The sequence below is a fragment of the Segetibacter aerophilus genome, from assembly GCF_007991655.1.
GTDB classification, from domain to species: Bacteria; Bacteroidota; Bacteroidia; order Chitinophagales; family Chitinophagaceae; genus Segetibacter; species Segetibacter aerophilus.
Genome location: NZ_BJYT01000073.1, coordinates 1 through 1,105 on the forward strand (window position 1 = coordinate 1; position 1,105 = coordinate 1,105).

1 protein-coding gene is annotated in these 1,105 nt (G+C 46.2%); it reads right to left on the reverse strand.

Features of this window, described 5'->3' with window-relative positions:
* Positions 1 to 1,105 (reverse strand): hypothetical protein (locus tag SAE01_RS24670; protein WP_170234270.1); only part of this gene is annotated, 1,105 nt, incomplete at both ends.

Genomic DNA, 1,105 nt, shown 5'->3' on the forward strand with positions numbered 1-1,105 from the left:
AGCTGTAATCGTTACTGTGTGTGTAGCTGTCTTTGGTCCGTTACATCCTGCAGCACTTGCGGTTATGATTGATGTTCCGCTCCAGCCTGCTACATACGTTACATCTCCTGTAGCAGCATTAATACTGTTGCCTCCTGTTCTGCTGGCCCCGTCTAATGTATAAGTGATACCCGTAGTATTCGTTGCTGTTGCATTGTAATTCACTACTCCTGCTCCCTGGCATCTTACTGATGTAGCGGCAATATCAAATACAGGGACACCTACTGTTGGCGTAATCGTAACTGTATGACTGGCTGTTGAAGGTCCGTTACAACCTGTAGCTGTTGCCGTGATAACTGAATTCCCTGTCCATGACGCAGCATAGGTTACTACACCTGTAGTAGCCATAATGGTGTTACCTGCTGCAAGACTTGCAGCATCTAATGTATAGGTGATACCGGTATTGGTGGTAGCTGTGGCTGTATAAGTAATCGGCGCTGATGCCTGGCAAATGGTTGAGGTAAGTCCTTTTGCAAATACGGGTGTACCCACGGTTGGTGTTATCGTTACTGTATGTGTAGCAGTCTTTGGTCCGTTACAACCTGCAGCACTTGCCGTGATAATCGTTGTTCCACTCCAGGTGGGTGAATAAGTTACATCACCCGTATTTGCATCTATCGTATTGCCACCAGCAATGCTGGCTGCATTTAAAGTATAAGTGATACCTGTAGTTGTGGTAGCAGTTGCACTATAGTTTATAACTCCTGGTGCCTGGCAGATGGTTGATGTTGCTCCCATTGCAAAAACAGGTATACCTACTGTCGGGGTGATTGTAACTGTATGGGTTGCTGTCTGTGGTCCATAACATCCTGCAGCACTTGCTGTAATTATTGATGTTCCGCTCCAGCCAGCTGCAAACGTTACAACACCTGTAGTTGCATTAATGCTGTTACCACCTGTGATACTTGCACCATCAAGGCTGTAAGTAATACCGGTGGTATTGGATGCAGATGCTGTATAAGTAACTGCTCCTGGTGCCTGGCAAATAACAGAGCTTGCTCCTTTTGCAAACACCGGCACTGTTACAGGCGCATTAGTCGTAACTGTATGATTAGAGGTAGATGGT